General features: G+C 69.8%; 15 protein-coding genes and 1 rRNA gene. 6 read left to right on the top strand and 10 right to left on the bottom strand.

Annotated elements, in window-relative coordinates; translation table 11 throughout:
* Nucleotides 1-86 (top strand): 5S ribosomal RNA (gene rrf, locus ACIBI9_RS51375); the annotation flags it as partial.
* A gap of 56 nt (nt 87-142) precedes the next feature.
* Here the strand turns inward: rrf and ACIBI9_RS51370 are convergent.
* Both ACIBI9_RS51370 and ACIBI9_RS51365 read right to left on the bottom strand, forming a co-directional pair.
* Entirely contained in the window at nt 143-1,213 is a 1,071-nt protein-coding gene (locus ACIBI9_RS51370) for a YncE family protein (protein ID WP_397234518.1), read from the bottom strand.
* Nucleotides 1,214-1,249: 36 nt separating this feature from the next.
* Entirely contained in the window at nt 1,250-1,702 is a 453-nt protein-coding gene (locus tag ACIBI9_RS51365; protein ID WP_397234516.1) for an Lrp/AsnC family transcriptional regulator, read from the bottom strand.
* Between the two features lie 128 nt (nt 1,703-1,830).
* Here ACIBI9_RS51365 and ACIBI9_RS51360 point away from each other — a divergent pair, with 128 nt between their 5' ends.
* Both ACIBI9_RS51360 and ACIBI9_RS51355 read left to right on the top strand, forming a co-directional pair.
* Nucleotides 1,831-2,718 carry a phenylalanine 4-monooxygenase gene (locus tag ACIBI9_RS51360; RefSeq protein WP_397234514.1) on the top strand — a complete coding sequence of 296 codons (888 nt, stop codon included), beginning with the start codon at nt 1,831-1,833 and terminating at the stop codon, nt 2,716-2,718.
* Between the two features lie 33 nt (nt 2,719-2,751).
* Nucleotides 2,752-3,684: a serine hydrolase gene (locus ACIBI9_RS51355; protein ID WP_397234512.1), complete on the top strand. Its 933-nt coding sequence runs from the start codon at nt 2,752-2,754 to the stop codon at nt 3,682-3,684.
* On the opposite strand, the gene ACIBI9_RS51350 is transcribed toward ACIBI9_RS51355, so the two are convergent.
* The 5 genes from ACIBI9_RS51350 to pstS are packed head-to-tail and all read right to left on the bottom strand — an operon-like array spanning nt 3,653 to nt 8,132.
* A complete protein-coding gene (locus tag ACIBI9_RS51350) occupies nt 3,653-4,378 on the bottom strand; it encodes a response regulator transcription factor (protein WP_397234510.1) in 726 nt (241 codons plus the stop codon). The genes ACIBI9_RS51355 and ACIBI9_RS51350 overlap by 32 nt on opposite strands.
* Nucleotides 4,378-5,154 (bottom strand): phosphate ABC transporter ATP-binding protein PstB, encoded by a 777-nt coding sequence (gene pstB, locus ACIBI9_RS51345; protein WP_397234508.1) that lies wholly within the window; start codon nt 5,152-5,154, stop codon nt 4,378-4,380. Before pstB ends, ACIBI9_RS51350 begins: the two co-directional genes overlap by 1 nt.
* Before the next feature lie 15 nt (nt 5,155-5,169).
* On the bottom strand, nt 5,170-6,045 hold the full coding sequence (pstA, locus tag ACIBI9_RS51340) for a phosphate ABC transporter permease PstA (RefSeq protein ID WP_397234506.1): 876 nt from the start codon (nt 6,043-6,045) through the stop codon (nt 5,170-5,172).
* Nucleotides 6,042-7,022 (bottom strand): phosphate ABC transporter permease subunit PstC, encoded by a 981-nt coding sequence (pstC, locus tag ACIBI9_RS51335; RefSeq protein ID WP_397234505.1) that lies wholly within the window; start codon nt 7,020-7,022, stop codon nt 6,042-6,044. The genes pstA and pstC overlap by 4 nt, the downstream gene beginning before the upstream one ends.
* Nucleotides 7,023-7,028: 6 nt before the next feature.
* The gene (gene pstS / locus ACIBI9_RS51330) at nt 7,029-8,132 is read right to left on the bottom strand and encodes a phosphate ABC transporter substrate-binding protein PstS (protein WP_397234503.1); all 1,104 of its coding nucleotides are present in this window, start codon (nt 8,130-8,132) and stop codon (nt 7,029-7,031) included.
* A 121-nt stretch (nt 8,133-8,253) separates the two neighbouring features.
* Between pstS and ACIBI9_RS51325 the strand changes: the two genes are divergently transcribed.
* Nucleotides 8,254-8,727: a low molecular weight protein-tyrosine-phosphatase gene (locus tag ACIBI9_RS51325; protein ID WP_397234501.1), complete on the top strand. Its 474-nt coding sequence runs from the start codon at nt 8,254-8,256 to the stop codon at nt 8,725-8,727.
* The gene (locus tag ACIBI9_RS51320) at nt 8,714-9,499 is read left to right on the top strand and encodes a fructosamine kinase family protein (protein WP_397234499.1); all 786 of its coding nucleotides are present in this window, start codon (nt 8,714-8,716) and stop codon (nt 9,497-9,499) included. Before ACIBI9_RS51325 ends, ACIBI9_RS51320 begins: the two co-directional genes overlap by 14 nt.
* On the opposite strand, the gene ACIBI9_RS51315 is transcribed toward ACIBI9_RS51320, so the two are convergent.
* Nucleotides 9,496-10,338 carry a TetR/AcrR family transcriptional regulator gene (locus tag ACIBI9_RS51315; RefSeq protein WP_397234497.1) on the bottom strand — a complete coding sequence of 281 codons (843 nt, stop codon included), beginning with the start codon at nt 10,336-10,338 and terminating at the stop codon, nt 9,496-9,498. The genes ACIBI9_RS51320 and ACIBI9_RS51315 overlap by 4 nt on opposite strands.
* Before the next feature lie 64 nt (nt 10,339-10,402).
* On the opposite strand from ACIBI9_RS51315, the gene ACIBI9_RS51310 reads away from it, so the two are divergent.
* Nucleotides 10,403-12,097 carry a right-handed parallel beta-helix repeat-containing protein gene (locus ACIBI9_RS51310; protein ID WP_397234495.1) on the top strand — a complete coding sequence of 565 codons (1,695 nt, stop codon included), beginning with the start codon at nt 10,403-10,405 and terminating at the stop codon, nt 12,095-12,097.
* Here ACIBI9_RS51310 and hisN read toward each other — a convergent pair.
* Together hisN and rsgA are read right to left on the bottom strand one after the other, a co-directional pair.
* A complete protein-coding gene (gene hisN / locus ACIBI9_RS51305; protein ID WP_397234493.1) occupies nt 12,087-12,920 on the bottom strand; it encodes a histidinol-phosphatase in 834 nt (277 codons plus the stop codon). The genes ACIBI9_RS51310 and hisN overlap by 11 nt on opposite strands.
* Nucleotides 12,921-13,153: 233 nt before the next feature.
* On the bottom strand, nt 13,154-14,197 hold the full coding sequence (gene rsgA, locus ACIBI9_RS51300) for a ribosome small subunit-dependent GTPase A (protein WP_397234524.1): 1,044 nt from the start codon (nt 14,195-14,197) through the stop codon (nt 13,154-13,156).
* Nucleotides 14,198-14,238: the final 41 nt, after the last annotated feature.

Genomic DNA, 14,238 nt, shown 5'->3' with positions numbered 1-14,238 from the left:
GTTACATTCCGAACCCGGAAGTTAAGCTTCTCTGCGCCGATGGTACTGCACTCGGGAGGGTGTGGGAGAGTAGGTCGCCGCCGGACAATCTTTGATAGAAATGGCCCCACGCCGGTGCGTGGGGCCATTTCTCGTTTGTGGGCTAATCCGCCGCCCACACCAGCTCGAACAGGTGTGACCTGGGCGGCCACGTCTCTCCCGCCTTGGTGTAGCGTCCCGTCCGGGTGTCCACGCGGAAGATGATGTCGTGGAACAGGCCGGCCCCGCATCTCAGCAGAACCTCCCGAGAGCTCGACCACCGACTGACGTCGCAGATACTCGACCTGTCCTTCAACGGGAGCGAGAGGCGTACGTCATGGAGCGCCTTTCCGGTCCTGGTGTCGATGGTGACCAGCCGGGCCGGACGGATGTCGGCGCCGCCCGCCGGGAAGTTCCTGGAGACCACCTGCGCTGCCTGGCCTGTCCCGTCCGGGGTGAGGGCGCCGGTCGCCTCGATGGTGCGCAGCCGGGCCGGTAGCGGCCTCGTGGTGGTCCCCGCGGCGTTCATCACCGAGAACGACTTGTCGTCCTCGACCATGAGCCTCGACCCGTCGTCGTCCAGCCCGACCAGCCAGGAGTCCCCGGGCAGCCGCCACACCGTGCGGCCGGTGGCGACGTCCACGACGAAGCCCGGAGGCTCGTCCACGCCGGCCCATCCCGCGACGTGGTCCACGTACAGCCAGCGGCCCTTGGCCAGCAGGGTGGGCCGGTACGCGAGCCGGTCGCCGTCCACTCCGGGAACGACCTCCTGGACCGCACGGACGGTTCCCCCCACCAGATCCCGGACCACGAGACGGTGGTCGCCGGCCCGCTGGTAGGCCAGGTAGCGGCCGTCCGCGGTCAGGTCCACGTAGCCCCGCTCCACCGCGTCCGTGAGCCGCCAGGTCCTCCCGCCGGACGTCACCACGAACCAATGGGCGCACTCCTCGTGCGGACCCTCGTCCTTGGCGTTGTCGCACAGGTACGCGTAGGCAGCGGCCTCCCCAGAAGTCGGGCCAGGACGCTGGTCCGGATTGCGGACGGGGGCCCACAGCGGGCCGGGCTGCTGGTGCGGGATGGGGACGGCGGTCCGCATCTGGCCGGGCTGCTGATCCGAGGTGCGGACGGCGGTCCACAGCGGGACCAGGGCCGCGCCCGCCGCCATCGCGGTGGCGATCACTATGAGCTTCCTCATGGCACTCCTCCCATCAGGTTGGATGCCGTCGAGGTCCTAGCGGTTTTCGAGGAGGGGCTCGATGCGGTAGGGGATCTGGGTGGACAGGGCGATGGTCGTGTCCGTGCGCTGCACCGCCGGGGACGCCAGGATGCTGGCGATGATCTCCTGCAGATGGTCGGTGGTGTGCGCGACCACCCGGCACAGCAGGTCGTGCTGGCCGCTCGTGCCGTGCACCTCCAGGATCTGCGGTACGGCACGCAGCCCTTCCACCGCCTCCGCCAGCCGCCCCTGGGCGATCTGCAGCCACACGAACGCCAGGATGGGGTAGCCGGCGCCGGCCGGTGACACGGTCGGGCCGAAGTCCTCGATCACGCCTCTGGCCGTCAGCTTCTCCACCCGGGCCTGTACGGTGCCGCGGGCCACCCCCAGCAAGCGGGCCAGCTCCGTCAGGCCGACGCGGGGATGGGCGCGCATGGTCACCAGCAACCTGGCGTCGAGATCGTCCATAGCGGACCCTCCCTGAACTGTGCGATTCGACCAGAAGATGTGAGCTTCGGGAGGCGAAACCGAGCGTATCGCGCAGCAAAACTGGGCGCTATTGTCAAGAGAACCCCGGAGTTGCTGTCATTTGGAGCATGTTCGAGGAAGCACAATACTTCGCCCCTGTCGCAGCCCAAGAGGACGGGTCGGTGGTGGTGGAGCTGTCCGCGTCCCATCCTGGGTTCGCGGACGCGGTCTACCGGGAGCGGCGCAACGCGATCGCGGGGCTGGCCGTCAACCACCGTCCGGGGACGCCCATTCCGGCGGCCGAGTACACCGAGCAGGAGCACGAGGTCTGGGCCCTGGTCACCAGGGAGCTGGCGGCCAAGCACGCCAAGTACGCCACCGCCGAGTACCTCGACGGCGCCGCGCGGCTGGGGTTGCCGAAGGAGCGGATCCCGCAGCTGGAGGAGGTCTCGCGGCTGCTGGAGCCGCTGACCGGGTTCCGGTACCTGCCCGCCGCGGGGCCGGTGCCGCTGCGCGACTTCTACGGGGTGCTGGCCGACGGGTACTTCCACTCGACGCAGTACATCCGGCACCACTCCGTGCCCTTCTACACGCCGGAGCCCGACGTCATCCATGAGGTGATCGGTCATGCCAACGCGCTGGCCGCCCCCCGGTACGCCGCCCTGTACCGCCTGGCGGGGCAGGCCGCGCGGCGGGTCGAGTCCGAGGAGGCGCTGGAGTTCGTGTCGAAGGTCTTCTGGTTCACGCTGGAGTTCGGGGTCATGGCGGAAGGGGACGAGCTCAGGGCGTACGGGGCGGGGATCCTCTCGTCGTACGGGGAGATCGAGGAGTTCCGCGGCATGGACATCAGGCCGCTGGACCTGTCCGCGATGGGGACGACGCACTACGACATCACGAAATATCAGGACGTGCTGTTCCGGGCCGAGTCCCTCCAGCACGTGGAGGATGTCGTGGGGGACTTCTGGGCCACGTGCGACGACGATTCGATCGCGAAATTGACCGCCGTGAGCGTCTAGCGGCTTGTCGCTATTTTTCGTGATAATGCGTGAATGATCGCGGGCCGCGGCCAGGCGATACCACGAGCGGTCATCGCCCTCGCCCTGCTCACAGCTCTCTTGCCGATGCCTGCCCGGGTCCGGGCGCAGCCGCCCGCGCCCGCCCGGCGGGAAGCGGTCCTGGGCGTACGCGAGGTGGCCTTCGGGTCGCGGCTGGAGAAGATCTCGGCCGAGGAGAACCTGGCGCCGGTCCCGGCCGACCGGATCGGCAAGCGGCTCGACCGCTATCTCGCGGGCCGATCCGGGCAGGTCACCGCCATGGTCAAGGACCTGGCGACCGGCCGGCTCTACCGCTATCACCCGGGCGAGCGCCTGATCACCGCCAGCACGGCCAAGGTGCAGATCCTCATGGCGCTGCTGCTGCGGACCTCGTGGAAGAAGCTGCCGGCGGCCGTCCGGCACGACGCCGACATCATGATCCGCTACAGCGACAACCACGCCGCCGACCGCCTGTGGTTACGCATCGGCGGCGCGCCCGGCTTCACGAAGGCAGGCAGGAAGTTCGGCCTGGAACACACCCGGGGCATCCCAGGCGAGTGCGTGGACCTGTATTGCTGGGGAATCACCCGGACGTCAGTGGATGACCAGATCCGCCTCATGCGGGCCCTGGTGTCCGGCAAGAGCCCGCTGAAGGCCAAGGACCGCGGCCAGGTGCTGAAGCTCATGGGGCACGTCGTGGCGGGCCAGAACTGGGGCATCAGCGCCGCCGCGTGCGCGGGCGACCGCGTGGCGCTGAAGAACGGCTGGCTCAAGCACGTCTCGAACAAGCTCTGGGCCACGGTCAGCGTGGGCCTGATCAGGGGCGACGGCCACGACTACGCCGTTGCCGTACTCACCGAGGGAAGTCCCGAGGTGGCGTACGGCATAGCGACGGTCGAAGGCGTGGCCAAGCGGATCATGCAGGACTTCCGGAAGTGCCCGGCGTGACCAGGCGGTAGCCGACACCCCGTACGGTCTGGATGAGCTGATCGTCCTCGTCGCCCAGCCGGGCGCGCAGGCGTTTGACGTGCACCGCGATCGTGTTCGTCGAGGTGTTGGCCGCGGCGTGCCACACGTGGCGCATGATCTGCTCGCGGGTCACCGTGCGATCGGCGTTGCGCATCAGGTACTGCAGTAATTCGAACTCCCGCAGGGGCAGATGGACCGCTCGCCCGCCCACCCGTACCTGGTAGGCCTGCACGTCCAGCTCGACCCCGCCCACGGCGAGCACCTTGCGTGCTCCGGGCGAGGCCGCCTGGATGAACGGCAGCAGTTCCGCCACCCGGTAGGGCCTGGCCACGCAGGCGGCCGCGCCGGCGGCGAGTGCGCGTACCGCCTGCTCGGCGTGGCCCTCGCCGACGCCGAGCAGGACGGGCACGGCGCGCGCCAGCCGTACCGCGCGGACGAACTCCACCGCGTCTATGACCGGCAGCGTGGCCGAGACGAGCACCACGTCAGGCTGCAGGGCTCCCGCCTGGAGGAGGCCCTGAGCCCCGTCGGGCGCGCCCGTGACGGACACGCCCTCCCGTTCGAGCGCCGTGGCGAGGTCTTCCACGACCGCGCCGTCGGGGTCGGCGATGAGCAGTACGGGCTTCGTCCGCGCGTCCCCGATCACCGTGGATGCCGCCTGCTGTTGGGTCATCAGCCGAAGCGCCCCGTGATGTAATCCTCTGTTGCCTTCTGGGACGGGTTGGTGAACATGCGGGACGTCTCGTCCATCTCGATCACCTTGCCGGGCTTGCCCTGCTCAGCGAGGTTGAAGAACGCGGTCCTGTCGCTGACCCGGGCGGCCTGCTGCATGTTGTGGGTGACGATGACGATCGTGTACTCGTCCTTGAGCTTGGCCATCAGGTCCTCGATGGCCAGCGTGGAGATCGGGTCGAGCGCCGAGCACGGCTCGTCCATCAGCAGGACCTGCGGCTTGACCGCGATGGCCCGGGCGATGCAGAGACGCTGCTGTTGACCGCCCGACAGGCCGGCGCCCGGCTTGTTCAGGCGGTCCTTGACCTCGTTCCAGAGGTTGGCGCCCTTGAGTGAATCCTCCACGACCCCGTCGAGCTGCGACTTGCTGACCCGGCCGTTGAGCTTGAGCCCGGCGGCCACGTTCTCGTAGATCGACATCGTCGGGAACGGGTTGGGGCGCTGGAAGACCATGCCGATCATCCGGCGCACCGAGACGGGCGCGACGGTGGGGGCGTACAGGTCCTCGCCGTCGAGCAGGACCTTGCCGTCCACACGGGCGCCCGGGATCACCTCGTGCATGCGGTTGAGCGTGCGCAGGAACGTCGACTTGCCGCACCCGGACGGGCCGATGAACGCGGTGATCGAACGGGGTTCGATGGTCATCGACACGTCCTCGATCGCCTTGTGCGACCCGTAGTACGCGTCGAGACCTGAAACCTGGATCTGCTTGGACATTGCGGCGGTAACCCCCTATCGGCCCCTGGCGGGCGCGCGCCACCAGGCGATCAGGCGCGCCACCAGGTTGAGCAGCATGACGATCAGGATGAGCGTGAGGGCGCCGGTCCACGCCCGGTCGATCGCGGTGTCGTTGGGCCGGGCCGCCTGGTCGAACACGAAGAGCGGCAGGCCCATCTGCGGTCCGGTGAACGGATCGTTGTTGATGGAGTTGGTGAAGAACACCGTCATCAGCAGTGGCGCGGTCTCGCCGGCGACGCGGGCCACGGCCAGCATGACGCCGGTGATGATGCCGGTGAACGCCGTCGGCAGCACGACCTTCATGATCGTGCGCCACTTGGCCACACCCAGCGCGTACGAGGCTTCTCGCAGGTCGTTGGGCACCAGCCGGAGCATTTCCTCGGCCGATCTGACCACGGTCGGCATCATCAGGATCGACAGCGCGAGCGCGCCCGCCCAGCCGGAGAACTGGAAGCCCAGGAAGAGGATCCAGAACGCGAAGACGAACAGACCGGCGACGACCGAGGGGATGCCGGTCATGACGTCCACGAAGAAGCTGATCGACCGGCTCAGCCGGCCGCCGTTGCCGTACTCGACCAGGTAGATCGCGGTGAGCAGGCCGATGGGGACCGAGACGGCCGAGGCGAGCAGGACCTGCTCGAGCGTCCCGATGATCGCGTGGTACGCGCCGCCGCCCGCGTCACGGGCGCCGATGCCGCGCATCGAGTGGGTCAGGAACTCGAGGTCGAAGCGGGCCAGGCCGTTGGAGATGACCAGCCAGAGCACCGAGATGAGCGGCACCACGGCCAGCCCGAACGCCAGGTAGACCAGCCCTTGGACGATCTTGTCCTTGACCCGTCGGCTGGTCGAGATGTGCTGGATACCCGTCATGCGCCGGCCCTCGAGTACTCTTTACGGCGGTTGATGATCAGGCGCGCTCCCATGTTCACCAGCAGCGTGATGATGAACAGCACCAGGCCGGAGGCGATCAGCGCCCCGCGGCCGATCTGGGTCGCCTCGCCGAAGCCGTTGGCGATGTTCGCCGCGATGCTGTTGGCGTGGGGCGTGAGGATCTCGAAACTGATGTCGAACGTCGCGGGGAAGATCAGCGCGACCGCGATGGTCTCGCCCATGGCGCGGCCGAGGCCGAGCATGGCGGCGCTGATGACGCCCGGGCGGCCGAACGGCAGCACGGCCATCCTGATCATCTCCCAGCGGGTGGCGCCGAGCGCCAGTGCCGCCTCTTCGTTCATCTTCGGCGCCTGGAGGAACACCTCCCGCGAGATCGCCGCGATGATCGGGAGGATCATGATCGCCAGCACGATCGAGCCCGCGAGCATGGTCTTGCCGCCGATGGCGCCCTCGCCGGCGAACAGCGGGAACCAGCCGAAGGTCTCGTTGAGCCACTGGGACGGCTCTCGGATCAGCGGCACCAGGAACGCCAGGCCCCACAGGCCGTAGACCACACTGGGCACGGCAGCGAGCAGGTCGACCAGGTAGCCGAGCCCCGCCGCCAGGCGGCGCGGCGCGTAGTGGGAGATGAACAGCGCAACGCCGACCGCGATCGGGGTGGCGATGACGAGCGCGAGTGCCGAGCTGAGTACGGTGCCGAACGCCAGGGCGGCGATGCCGAACACCTTCTGGCCGTTGGGGTCCCAGGTCAGCTCGGTGAAGAAGGATGCCTTGTTCGCCTGCAGGGCGGGGATCGCCTCGCTGATGAGGAACACGGCGATGGCCGCCATGATCGCCAGCAGGAGGACGCCCGCCGCCGTGGAGAGGAAGCGGAAGGGGCCTTCACCATGGCTGCGCCGCGAGGCGGACCGGCTCATGGCCGGTCCGCCGTCACGGGTCTTCAGATCGGTGGTCATCGGTCGCTAGGAGATCGCCTCGACAGCGGTGCGGACCTTGATGAGCAGGTCGCCGGCCAGCGGGGCGTAGCCCAGCTCCTTCAGGGCCGCCTGCCCCTCGTCACTGGCGGTGTAGGTGAGGAAGCCCTTGACCAGCTTCGACTCCTCCGCCGACAGGCCCTTCTCGCAGGTGATCTCGTAGGTCACCAGGACGATCGGGTAGGCGCCCGGGGTCTTGGTGGCGTAGTCGATCGACAGGGCGAGGTCGTTGCCGGTGCCCTTGATCGTGGCGGTCTCGATGGTCTTCGCCGCGCTCTCGGGGGTGAGCTCGACGAACTCGTTGGCGCCGTTGGAGACCTTGGCCTTCTGCAGCGACGAGTTCTCGGCGTAGGAGAGCTCGACGTAGCTGATCGCGCCCTCGGTGTCCTTCACGGAGGAGGCGATGCCGTCGGAGCCCTTCGCGCCCTGGCCCTTGGCCTCGGCGGGCCACGCCTTGGCGGGCTCGTAGGCCCAGCCGGCGGTGGCCTTGAGGAACTTGGTGAAGTTGTCGCTGGTGCCCGACTCGTCCGAGCGGTGGAACGCCTGGATCGGGGTGGAGGGCAGCTTGGCGCTGGGGTTGTCGGCCTTGATGGCGGCGTCGTCCCACTTGGTGATCTTGCTGTCGAAGATGCCGCCGAGGGTCTTGGGCGACAGCTGCAGGCCCTCGACGCCGGGCAGGTTGTAGACCACCGCGATGGGGCCGGTCACCATCGGGATGTTGATGGCCTTGCCGGTCTTGCAGCGGGCGTCGGCCTGCGCGGGCTGGTCATCCTTCAACGCCGAGTCGGAGCCGGCGAAGGCCACCGTGCCCTGGATGAACGACTGCACACCCGCGCCGGAGCCGCTGGGCTGGTAGTTGATGGTGACACCGGGGTTCGTGGCCGTGAAGTTCTTCGTCCACTCGGTGATCGCGTTGGCCTGGGCCGAGGAGCCCGCGGCGTTGATCGTACCGCTCAGACCATTGTCATTGCCCGCGGCGGGCGCGCTGGCGGACGTGGTGCTGCCCGCGGGTGCGTTGTTGTCTGTGCCGCACGCAGCGAGGGAGAGCGCGCCGACGACGGCTACGGCGGCGAGCCGGCCTGCATACTTCACGGTTGGGTTTCCTCCCACTTGGTCCTTAGTCGCCACGAAGCTATGCACCGAAAGTGACTTCAGCCCCCTGACAAGGGTGAACGTTCGGTGAACGGGCCCGGTCGCCCCCATGATGGGAGTTATGACTTATCGCGTATGCCTGGTGTGCATGGGCAACATCTGCCGATCCCCCATGGCGGAGGTGGTGCTCCGCCAGACGCTCGCCGAGCGCGGGCTGGGCGACCGCGTCACCGTGGAGAGCGCCGGAACGGGCGGCTGGCACGCCGGGGACCCCATGGACGAGCGGGCGCTGGCCATCCTCGGACAGCACGGCTACGACGGCTCGGCGCACCGGGCCCGGCAGTTCACCAAGGACTGGTTCGACCGCTACGACCTGGTGCTGGCCATGGACCGGGACAACCTTGCCAATCTGCGGCGGATCGCGCCGGCGGGGGTGGAGGTGCAGCTGTTCCGTTCATTCGATCCTGCGGCGGAGGAGGGTGCCGAGGTGCCCGATCCGTACTACGGGGGCCAGGAGGGGTTCGAGGAGGTGCTCGCGCTGGTCGAGTCGGCCTCCGAGGGCCTGGCCAAGCACATCGCCGATGAGATCGGCTGAGGAGCTCGGGTCGTCGCACGGCTGGAGGTTGCTGCGGGGCGTGCTGGACGACGGGCGCGAGGTGTTCGCCAAGACCGGGGCGGCCTCCGAGGTGTTCGCTTCGGAGGCCGCCGGGCTGCGGTGGCTGGGCGAGGCGATCGTGGTGCCCGAGGTGGTGGAGGTGGGGCCCGATCGGCTGGTGTTGTCCTGGGTACGGGAGGAGGCGCCCAGCGCGGCGGCGGCCGAGCGGTTCGGGCGTTCGCTGGCCCGGCTGCACCGGGCGGGGGCGGCTGAATTCGGCGCGCCGTGGCCGGGGTTCATCGCCGAACTGCCGATGGACAACTCGCCCTGCTCGGACTGGCCCGACTTCTACGCCTCCCGGCGGGTGCTGCCTTTCCTGCGGCAGGCGCGGCTGTCGACTTCGGACGCGGCGCTGGTCGAGCGGGCTGTGGAGCGGTTCGCCGAGGTCGCGGGGCCTGCCGAGCCGCCGGCGCGGATCCACGGGGACCTGTGGAACGGGAACGTGCTGTGGGCGGGCGGGTCGGGCGTGCTGATCGATCCGGCGGCCCACGGCGGGCATCGGGAGACCGATCTGGCCATGCTGGCGCTGTTCGGGCTGCCGTACCTCGATCGGGTGCTGGGGACGTACCAGGAGGAGTTTCCGCCGGCGGAGGGGTGGCGGGAGCGGGTGCCGCTGCACCAGCTGCATCCGCTGCTCGTTCACGTGGTGTTGTTCGGCGGGTCCTATCGTGACGGGTTGATGAACGCGGTCCGGGCCGTGCTCGCGCTCTAGCCGTGCTGGCGCTTGCGGTAGGCACGCTGCTGGCAGGCGCGGGAGCAGTAGACCCGGGGACGGCCGGACGGCGCGGGCTCCAGCGGCGTGCCGCACTCGAGGCATCCAGAGCTTTCATCACGACTTTCGTCACGCTCGCGAATGAGGGCCTCGATGCCGTCGAGCTGGCGGCGCAGACCGAACTCGAAGGAGTCCTCCGGGTGGTCCCAGCCGCCCTCCTCCCAGAGGCGGGAAAGGGTGGGGAAGCGGTCGAGTCGCTCGTAGAGGGCGTCGCGGCTGCCCCACCAGTCCTGCTCGGACACGCCACTGCGGCGCTCCTCGCGGCGGGTCTCGGCCAGGGTCAGGGCCTCGGCGTCCACGAACCGGCCCAGCATGCCCACGACGGCGATCACCTCGGACGGGGTGAGACCGGTGCCGGTGAGGGTGCTCAGCATGTGGTCGTAGTGGGCGACGCCGTTGGGGCCGGGGAGGTGGCGGGTGCCGCGTACCTCGGCCAGCCAGGGGTGCCGCTCGCGCAGCCGCCAGCCCTGCCTGGCCGCGGCCTCCAGCCGCTCCCGCCACCCCTGCCCCGCCTCGGGCTCCTCGGGGGTGCCCGCCCCTTCGCCGTAGACCTCGTCGACCATCAGATCCACGAGCTGGTCGCGGCCGGGGACGTGGCGGTAGAGGGACATGGTCGTGAAGCCGAGCCGGTCGGCGACCTTGCGCATCGACAGGCCCTCCAGGCCCTCCGCGTCGGCGATCTCGACGGCGGCCCGCACGATCCTGACCAGGCTCAGGCCGGGTCTCGGCTCGCGATCCTGTTCTCGCCAGAGCAGTTCGACCTCGGGGTCGGTTGTCATGTCGCCTCCTCCTGTTTATGGTGTACTACTACGTGTACGGCATAAACAGCAAAGGCGGTCTTCGATGTTCCACTTCCATGTCGCACCCTCCGGAGACGACTCGGGTCCCGGCTCGGCCGACCACCCGTTCGCCACCCTCGAACGCGCTCGCTCGGCGGCCCGCGAGGCGGCCGGCGGCGCCCTCGTACACCTCAGGGGCGGGACCCACGTGCTTACGGAGCCGTTCTCGCTCGGCGAGCCCGACTCCGGGACGGTGTACCAGGCGTACGGCTACGGCACTCCCGGGCAGGAGGAGGCCGTGGTGAGCGGCGGCCGGCCGATCGCGGGCTGGCAGGTGCGGGACGGCGTCTGGACGGCGGAGGTCGGCGACCTCGACACCCGCCAGCTCTACGTGGACGGCCGCCGGGCCGAGCGCGCCTGGATCCCCGGCCTGCCCGGCGACGCGCGGGCGACCGCCACCGGGTACGTCACGGACGAGCCGCTCGGGTGGCGGAGCCCGGGGGACGTCGAGTTCGTCCACCGGGGCGTCTACCCGTGGACCGAGGCGCGCTGCGGGGTGGCGTCGGTGTCCGGGTCGACGATCACGATGGCGCAGCCGGCGTTCGGGTGGGCCGCCGAGCTGTACAACTCCGTCTGGGAGGGGCAGACGTCGAGCGGCCCGGGGCTGCCGACCAGGATCGAGAACGACCCGAGCTTCCTGCGCGAGCCCGGGACCTTCGTGCTCGACCGCTCGCGCCCCGGGCGCCACGTGCTGCTCTACCTGCCGCTCCCCGGCGAGGATCCCGCTCGTACGCGGGTGGTGGCGCCGGTCCTGGAGACGCTCGTGAGCGTGGCGGGGGCGCGGGACGTGGCGTTCAAGGGGCTGGTGTTCGCGGACGCGACGTGGCTGCGGCCGAGCCGTCCGGAAGGGTTCCTGCACTATCACGGGAACGGCTACTACGAGGGCGGCGGTGTCGAGACGGCGGTAATCGGCGAGGGCGCATCCGTGACGTATCCGACCGCGTCCGTGACGATTCCCGCGTGCGTGACGTTCGAGGACGCGGTCGGGGCGGAGGTCGAGGGCTGCCGGTTCACCCGGCTCGGAGCCACGGGGCTGGGGGTTTCCGGCGGCGCCGACGTCGTGGTGCGGACCTGCGACTTCGACACCCTGTCGGGCGGCGGCGTCGTGGTGTCCGGGACGCGGAACGCCTCTGTCGAGGACAACAGGGTTCACCACGTCGGGCTCGAATACAGCGGCTCACCAGGCATCGGCGTGACGGGCACGTACGGATGCGTCGTCGCCAACAACGAGGTCACGGACGTCCCGCACTGCGGCATCACCGTCGGGCCAGGGGAGGGCACGCAGGTCCTCCGCAACCTCACCGTGGACACCATGCGGACGCTGGCCGACGGGGGCGGCATCTACCTGGCCGGGACGCAGGGTGACTCGGCTGACAACCAGGCCCTGGTGCAGGGGAACGTCATCAAGGACACGCGGACGCCGTACAACTTCGGGCTCTACACCGACTACGGCGCCTCGTGGGTGACGGTCGAGGGGAACGTCGTCATGCGGGCCGACAGCAGCGCTGTCCTGGAGGTCGGGCCGCCGCTGGAGAACGTGGTCTACCGGGGCAACTTCTGGGACGCCGACCCCATCGGCCACGACAACCCGCCGAGCGGGGTCCGCTACGAGGACAACGTGACGATCAAGGACGGCCCCGAGCTGGACGCCGCCACCGCCGCCATCCAGTCCCGGGCGGGGCTGCTGGTCAGGAGATGATAGAGGTGCCGTTGAGGCGGTCGATCACCTCGGTGTGCAGGATGCCGTTCGTGCAGACCAGGCTGCCGCCCTCCAGGCCCTTCACGCCGGAGACGTCGGTCCACTTGCCGCCGGCCTCCTCGACGATCACGGTGAGCGCCGCCATGTCCCACGGCGACAGCTCGGGCTCGGCCGACAGGTCCACCGATCCCTCGGCGACCATCATGTGCGACCAGAAGTCCCCGTACGCCCGGGTGCGCCAGCAGGCCCGGCTCAGGTCGAGGAAGTTGTCGAGCTTGCCCGTCTTCTCCCATCCGCCGAAGCTGGAGTAGGAGAACGACGCGTCCTCCAGGGTCGACACGGAGGACACGTTCATCCGGGACGCCTTCGTCAGGCTCTTGCCGGTCCACGCGCCGCCCTCCGTCGCCGCCCACCACCGGCGGCCGAGCGCGGGGGCTGACACCAGGCCGACGACGACCCTGCCGTACTCCATGAGCGCGATCAGGGTGGCCCAGACGGGGACGCCGCGCACGTAGTTCTTCGTGCCGTCGATGGGGTCGATGATCCACGAACGGGCGCCCCAGCCGGTCTTCCCGAACTCCTCGCCCACCACGGCGTCGCGCGGCCTGGCGCGGCGCAGCGTACCCCGGATGGCCTCCTCCACGGCGCGGTCGGCATCGCTGACCGGCGTCAGATCGGGCTTGGTGTCGACCTTGAGATCGACTGCCTTGAAACGCCGCATGGTCAGGTCATCGGCGGCGTCCGCCATGACGTGCGCCAGACGGAGATCATCGTTGTAACCCTGCACGGTCGCCCACGCTACCGTGTCCGCCATACAGAACATCAGTCACCAACGCCCCTTTTCTGGTAACGGTGTCCATCTCGCGCGTGTCGCCACCGCTCCGGACGGTGGAGCGGTGGCGCCGGCGCTGTGCGCCGGACGGTGGAGCGGGGCGATGGTGCGGGGCACCGGGCGGTCGAGCAGGGCACCGGGCGGTGGGGCGGTGGCGACGGCGCGGGGCACCGGGCGTGGGCTGACGTTCCGGGTGGGGGCCTGTGGGCGCGCTGGCCAGGAGGTCAGGGGGTGTCGTCGAGGGTGCCTTCGCGGCTGGAGAGGAGGCGGCGGAGGGATTCGAGGCGGGCGGGCTCGGCGTTGCCGGCGGCGACCCAGGCGTCGAGGGCGCACTCCGGGCCCAGGTGCGTGCAGCCCTTCGGGCAGTCGACCGTGCCCTCCACCAGGTCCGGGAACGCGGCCAGGACCGTTTCCATGGACACGTGGGCCAGCCCGAAGCTGCGCACCCCCGGAGTGTCGATGATCCAGCCGCTCTCCGGCAGCTCCAGCGCCACCGCCGAGGTGGAAGTGTGGCGGCCGCGGCCCGTTACGGCGTTGACCTGGGAGACGGCGCGGTTGGCGTCCGGGACCAGGGCGTTGACCAGGGTGGACTTGCCGACGCCCGAGTGGCCGACCAGGACGCTGATGCGGCCCTTCAGGTGGTCGCGGAGCTCCTCCAGGGAGCCGCCCTTGTGCACGACGACGTGCGGGACGCCCAGCGGCTCGTAAAGGGCCACCAGCTCGTCGGGCGGAGCGAGGTCGGACTTGGTGAGGCAGAGCAGGGTTTCGATCTCGGCATCGAACGCGGCCACCAGGATGCGGTCGATCATGCGGGGCCGGGGCGGCGGGTCGGCCAGGGCGGTGACGATGACGAGCTGGTCGGCGTTGGCCACGACCGGGCGCTCGATGCCGTCGGTGTCTTCGGTGTCGTCGGCCGAGCGGCGCAGCATGGACGTGCGGGGCTCCACGCGGACGACCCTGGCCAGCGTGTCGGGGCGGCCCGAGACGTCGCCGACGAGGGCCACTCGGTCGCCCACCACGATGCCCTTGCGGCCCAGCTCGCGGGCCTTCATGGCCACCACCAGGCGCCGCTGCGGCTGCTGCTTGCGTTTCTGCGCGGACCCCTTGAGGCGTTCGGGCTCGATCAGCGTCGTGTAGCGGCCGCGGTCCACGGCCACCACGAAGCCCTGCACGGCATCCTCGTGCGCAGGACGGATCCGGGTCCGCGGCCTGGAGCCCTTGCCCGGCCTGACCCGTACGTCGTCCTCGTCGTACTCCCGCTTCCTCAGCGGTCTGCTCCCATGTCCTCGCTCGCTTTCCTCGATGACCT

It is taken from the genome of Nonomuraea sp. NPDC050451, from assembly GCF_044458585.1.
The sequence above is the reverse complement of the archived record's forward strand: the minus strand, read 5'-3'. Positions and strand labels throughout refer to the sequence as shown.

Coding starts and splice junctions, on each gene's coding strand:
- ACIBI9_RS51370 (WP_397234518.1), bottom strand. CDS start 1,213: ATGAGGAAGCTCATAGTGATCGCCACCGCGATGGCGGCGGGCGCGGCC.
- ACIBI9_RS51365 (WP_397234516.1), bottom strand. CDS start 1,702: ATGGACGATCTCGACGCCAGGTTGCTGGTGACCATGCGCGCCCATCCC.
- ACIBI9_RS51360 (WP_397234514.1), top strand. CDS start 1,831: ATGTTCGAGGAAGCACAATACTTCGCCCCTGTCGCAGCCCAAGAGGAC.
- ACIBI9_RS51355 (WP_397234512.1), top strand. CDS start 2,752: ATGATCGCGGGCCGCGGCCAGGCGATACCACGAGCGGTCATCGCCCTC.
- ACIBI9_RS51350 (WP_397234510.1), bottom strand. CDS start 4,378: ATGACCCAACAGCAGGCGGCATCCACGGTGATCGGGGACGCGCGGACG.
- pstB (WP_397234508.1), bottom strand. CDS start 5,154: ATGTCCAAGCAGATCCAGGTTTCAGGTCTCGACGCGTACTACGGGTCG.
- pstA (WP_397234506.1), bottom strand. CDS start 6,045: ATGACGGGTATCCAGCACATCTCGACCAGCCGACGGGTCAAGGACAAG.
- pstC (WP_397234505.1), bottom strand. CDS start 7,022: ATGACCACCGATCTGAAGACCCGTGACGGCGGACCGGCCATGAGCCGG.
- ACIBI9_RS51325 (WP_397234501.1), top strand. CDS start 8,254: ATGACTTATCGCGTATGCCTGGTGTGCATGGGCAACATCTGCCGATCC.
- ACIBI9_RS51320 (WP_397234499.1), top strand. CDS start 8,714: ATGAGATCGGCTGAGGAGCTCGGGTCGTCGCACGGCTGGAGGTTGCTG.
- ACIBI9_RS51315 (WP_397234497.1), bottom strand. CDS start 10,338: ATGACAACCGACCCCGAGGTCGAACTGCTCTGGCGAGAACAGGATCGC.
- ACIBI9_RS51310 (WP_397234495.1), top strand. CDS start 10,403: ATGTTCCACTTCCATGTCGCACCCTCCGGAGACGACTCGGGTCCCGGC.
- hisN (WP_397234493.1), bottom strand. CDS start 12,920: ATGTTCTGTATGGCGGACACGGTAGCGTGGGCGACCGTGCAGGGTTAC.